5 protein-coding genes and 1 pseudogene are annotated in these 4,594 nt (G+C 36.2%); 5 read left to right on the forward strand and 1 reads right to left on the reverse strand.

Annotation, left to right across the window (positions count from 1 at the left end):
• Nucleotides 1–276 (forward strand): annotated as a pseudogene (locus F607_RS35325) (IS4 family transposase); the annotation flags it as partial.
• 162 nt (nt 277–438) lie between these two features.
• On the opposite strand, the gene F607_RS0124990 reads toward F607_RS35325, so the two are convergent.
• The gene (locus F607_RS0124990) at nt 439–1,065 is read right to left on the reverse strand and encodes an HNH endonuclease (RefSeq protein ID WP_051311820.1); all 627 of its coding nucleotides are present in this window, start codon (nt 1,063–1,065) and stop codon (nt 439–441) included.
• A gap of 509 nt (nt 1,066–1,574) precedes the next feature.
• Here F607_RS0124990 and F607_RS0124995 point away from each other — a divergent pair.
• The 4 genes from F607_RS0124995 to F607_RS0125010 all read left to right on the forward strand — a co-directional run bounded on the left by F607_RS0124995 (nt 1,575) and on the right by F607_RS0125010 (nt 4,363).
• The gene (locus tag F607_RS0124995; protein ID WP_038292232.1) at nt 1,575–1,970 is read left to right on the forward strand and encodes a GFA family protein; all 396 of its coding nucleotides are present in this window, start codon (nt 1,575–1,577) and stop codon (nt 1,968–1,970) included.
• A gap of 300 nt (nt 1,971–2,270) precedes the next feature.
• Nucleotides 2,271–2,669 carry a LexA family protein gene (locus F607_RS33240; RefSeq protein WP_084611411.1) on the forward strand — a complete coding sequence of 133 codons (399 nt, stop codon included), beginning with the start codon at nt 2,271–2,273 and terminating at the stop codon, nt 2,667–2,669.
• A gap of 559 nt (nt 2,670–3,228) precedes the next feature.
• Complete coding sequence (locus tag F607_RS0125005; protein ID WP_027710214.1) at nt 3,229–3,501, forward strand: RNA recognition motif domain-containing protein; 273 nt, start codon at nt 3,229–3,231, stop codon at nt 3,499–3,501.
• A gap of 433 nt (nt 3,502–3,934) precedes the next feature.
• A complete protein-coding gene (locus tag F607_RS0125010) occupies nt 3,935–4,363 on the forward strand; it encodes a hypothetical protein (protein WP_027710215.1) in 429 nt (142 codons plus the stop codon).
• Nucleotides 4,364–4,594 lie beyond the last annotated feature (231 nt).

Here is a 4,594-nt window from a genome sequence, read left to right on the forward strand (position 1 = left end):
TGCTTAAAAAGTAGAGGATTTGACTTAGAAAGCACGCATTTACAGGAACTAGATCGTCTCGAAAAGCTATTTTTTGTTTGTGCTTTGGCATTAGCATGGTCATTCAAATTGGGTATATGGCAAAATAGTCTTAAGCCACTGAAGCTTAAAAAGCATGGCCGAAAACCGAAAAGTTTATTTCGTCTAGGGCTTGATTACTTACACAGGGTACTAGTAGAAGGAAGTGTTAACCTGGCAGTATTTCGGCACTCCCTGAAAGTTTTGTCCTGTACATAGTTTTTTAACTATAAATTTTTGGGTACTAAGCAGTATAGAGATTATTCTAATGCCAAGGTAGGTAGCTCCCTCGTCCCAAGTGACCACCTTTACCATAACATCTTAGTAAGATTTATAATTTATTTATAACCTGTCCCCCCTTACCTAATCGATTAATATTTTTCAATTATTACAACGTCGTTCAATAAGACTTATAGCTTGTGCTTCTTCATTATCCATAGCTAATTGATATTTTTGTTTTATATATTTCCATTGCTTAATGTAATCACATTGATAATCCCATTTGTCGGGCATCCAACCTGCAGGATCTTTATCTCCTTTTTTTCTATTTGCAGAATTTTCTACAGCCAATAAGTTTTCAAAGTCATTCGCAAATGCTCTTTTCTCCTGTCTATTCCATACACTCGCTCCGCTTCGAAATGCTTCTTTTAGAGGTACTATATGATCAATATCTAAATCTTTTGGATTAGTGAATACTAGACCTGTGTAGGGACACCGCCAAACACCATATGTAACTTTACAACCTTTAGGGTTTAAACCAGGGTTTTCTGCATCACGTAAAAGAATCTCATTTCTAGTGTTTTGGCAATCCCTATCATCATCAACCCAATGAGGCCAGTTTTTTCGCTCATACTGCTTTACCATTAAACTAAAACAGGGTTCCCTATGGCAATGATACTCTCCTGTTGACGTATTCATATGCCCTCCCTTTGCGTCTAACCCTCCAGGATGGGCATTTACGTTCATTGATACTACTAAAGCGACTATCGAAAGGCTTATTTTTTTCATAATTATCATCCATTCAATAAAACATTTTTATTTTAAGTAAAGCATGAATAAAAAATTATGAAAGCCGCTAAGCGTATACAATACCTTTGATGAATGGTTTTATTCAACACTTATTAATAACAATTCGCTAATTAAGCTATCCAGGAGAACCAATAATTTCAGACTTAAGCACTCTGAAAAATACAAACTCAAAAAATATATTTTCTTGTAAAAATACTAAAATTTAGCTTTTAATATTTTTTATTCTTTCTAACTTATGCCTACCTAAAACTATACCCAAAACGATGGTTTTTTAGTGGTGCTAGCTGGGCCGTCAAGCGATGAAGTCCCTGGGCATGTTTACTGCTGTGAAACATGCGGTAGCCACTTTAACTGATATAACAGTGCTGCTGGGCGGTTATATTAATAAGTGACTGGGGTGAAGAGCGCTGACAACAAACCCTAAAAATGATTCGTGAAGGGTATATATACAGTTATAACCAGTGTGCTGGATATATAGAGTAAAAGAAATGATTAAACAAGTAGGTAATACGGTTATTAAACTTAAGCATAAAGCGATCTGTCATTGTGGTGCTGTTGAACTGGAACTGTTCTTACCTAATGGTATTGTTGATCCAAGACGCTGTGATTGCTCTATATGTCGTAGAAAAGGAGCAATTGTTGCTTCAGTTTCTCTTTCTGACATTAAACTTATAAAGGGTCAGAAAGAGCTGAAGCTATATCAATTTAATACAAACACAGCCAAACATTATTTCTGCTCCATTTGTGGTATTTATACTCATCACCAACGCAGGTCAAATCCTGATCAGTATGGATACAATGTAGGTTGTCTCGTAGGTGTTAACCCATTTGATATAAAACAAGTAGCGACTAATGATGGCATACATCACCCTGCTGATAGATGACTTGGAGATTTTCTCTTTCGGTGTATGCTAGCCCCTTTACTTTTTGGACTACTTGACAAAGCAAAGGCTGGTTTACGTACGTCGAGCGGTTTGCCACAAGCATGCAAATGTATATATGACTACCTTGTAATACAACTACAGCCTTCTATCTCATAGAGTCAGGATTAGCGCCTACAAGCCATCAATTATCATTTATTTTGATAGCCTCTGCTGTTTGTTATAGGCATTTCTTATTGGTGTTCGTGTTGCCTTCATAATACTGTATATATATACAACACTTAGAGTTACGATGGTAAGGCTATGATGCAACAAGCAACAACTCCTCGCTTTGATCATTCTATTGCAACCCGTTTTCCACAATTAAAACAACAGTTTATTGAAGAACGTGTCAATCTGCACAACTATATTGTCAAACACCCTGAAGCCACATTTATTATTGAAGTAAGTGATGACTATATGAGCGCTCATCACCTCAAGACGGGAGATTTACTTATTGTCGACCGATCACTTAAACCTGCTCACGGGGATATTGTTGTTGTAAGTCACCATAATCAACTTCTTATACGCCAGCTGGTGGTTAAAGAGTTGAGTGCCTGGTTATGTACTGGGAGCATGACAACAGCTGACCTTGCAGTAAAAGAGGATGGAATCCGTATTCTTGGAGTGGTTACCTTCTCACTGAGCAGCAAGCGGGGATAAACATCCCCTTCTTCTGCTGAGGGCAAGAAAGACAAGACCAATAAAACTTCAACTTATCTGATATAAGTTGCTATATCTTGCTATCTACTCTAAACGTCTGCTAATAACATCGATCTACAGACAATTTCTTTTGTAGTTTATTCTACTCCTTAAAAAATAATGTCTACGATACATAAAATTCATATTAATTTGCTCAGTAAGTTGGTATTGTGCAAACAAGATTTACAGTATGTTAAAGGACTCAGCCGTTTAATGGCCAGTTAGTATATAAGGTTTTCTGTATGTAATACATTTGTAGACTGCGTAACTCTGTTACCAACTACTTTCTGCTAATATCATACCTAATAACTATACTCAGCAAGAATAAGCGTCTTCATACTTAGCTTTAACTATATTAAAACCATGAATCACACACCTAAAACCAGTAAGTCTAATACTGCTATACCAAAGTGTGTGCAATAATGAATATGCCGAACGTCGGCTTTCGCTATCGAATAATTTGTGTGTTTGGTTTTCAATAGCGTAATCTCAATCAACACACTGAATACTAGGATAAAATATGAATCTTTATGTTGGCAATCTGTCTTACAGCGTTACCGAAGAAGACTTGAGAGACGCTTTTTCTGAGTTTGGTGAAGTATCTACAGTAAACCTTGTAACAGACAAGTTCTCCGGACAGTCTAAAGGTTTTGGTTTTGTTGAAATGCCAGATAATTCAGAAGCAGATGCAGCTATCAAAGCTTTCAATGATAGCATGTTCAAAGGCAGAAATATAAAAGTCAACCAAGCACGTCCCCGTGGAGAGCGTCCTCAACGCAGAGCACGTTACTAACACATATATGTAGTTTTGTGAGCACTATTCTCTATAGTGCTTACATATGTTACTTTAATAGTATTTTTAAAGTTACATTACATGAAATAAATGTGAAGCAATAGTTCAATAAAACCCTGATTTCAAGTAATAATTTTATATCTTTTTCACATGCTCACTCCACATCACTATCTACTGTATTAATCAAAGTATTTGAATATTGATAAGCAGCCCCTTCAGTGATGAAGATAACTTCGCCGCTTTTATACCCAAAACGAATCACTCATTTTACTAACCAGCACTTCATTACATACTTTATGTGATAAACTCAACCATATTAAGCAGGACAATTTTATATAAAATGTAAAATTACTGAAGTGTTTGGGTAATTGATTGTAGTGTAAAAATAGTATATGACAACTATAACTAATCATTAATAATTGCCTAAATTACTATGGATAACCTACAGAAAATCAAACCAGGCAGCTTACTGGCATGGTCTGTGTCTGACCATGACGGGGTTGAAAGATATTTTAAGATAATTTTCCACGAGCATGAGGAAGGGGCGAAACAAATAGCTAAATACGCTATGCGTTATAAAGCCGAAGAACTTGTTGCTCATCGAGAACCAAAGTTTGACCGTTATGCAGCTTTAGGATATGTGCCCGTTTCTGAACTACTTTTATACGGTTGGTCTGCCGTATGTGGTGGCTGTGGCAAGGCAATAAGCCTTCATCAAAAAAAAGCCTTCAAAAATGTGCTGACTGAAGGAGAGGATATTTGGTGTAATATTGACTGCTTTATTAAGCAGAGATTCCGTGAACAAAAAAGTAATGCATATAATAATGATACCAACCAACAGCCAGTACAACTTGAGCTTTAGGAAAGTGATTTATTCGTTATATAGCAATATTAAAATTACAATATTATTTTAAGGTTAAGAGAGACTGTAAAAGATTCTGTGTAACCGCCTATTCTTAATGTTAACAATGTATAAGGATAGGCCATTATGGTGACTCAAAAAGAACTCGAAGCCTTTGCTAAAAAAGCCGCCAAGGGCATTAAAACAGAAAAAGACCTCAATCAATTTGCACAAATGCTCAAAAAGGTCACG

It is taken from the genome of Zooshikella ganghwensis DSM 15267 (genome assembly GCF_000428585.1).
In the GTDB taxonomy this organism is placed as follows: domain Bacteria; phylum Pseudomonadota; class Gammaproteobacteria; order Pseudomonadales; family Zooshikellaceae; genus Zooshikella; species Zooshikella ganghwensis.

Bases quoted from the DNA above. Each gene is read 5' to 3' on its own strand.
- F607_RS0124990 (WP_051311820.1), bottom strand. From the start codon at position 1,065: ATGAAAAAAATAAGCCTTTCGATAGTCGCTTTAGTAGTATCAATGAAC.
- F607_RS0124995 (WP_038292232.1), top strand. From the start codon at position 1,575: ATGATTAAACAAGTAGGTAATACGGTTATTAAACTTAAGCATAAAGCG.
- F607_RS33240 (WP_084611411.1), top strand. From the start codon at position 2,271: ATGATGCAACAAGCAACAACTCCTCGCTTTGATCATTCTATTGCAACC.
- F607_RS0125005 (WP_027710214.1), top strand. From the start codon at position 3,229: ATGAATCTTTATGTTGGCAATCTGTCTTACAGCGTTACCGAAGAAGAC.
- F607_RS0125010 (WP_027710215.1), top strand. From the start codon at position 3,935: ATGGATAACCTACAGAAAATCAAACCAGGCAGCTTACTGGCATGGTCT.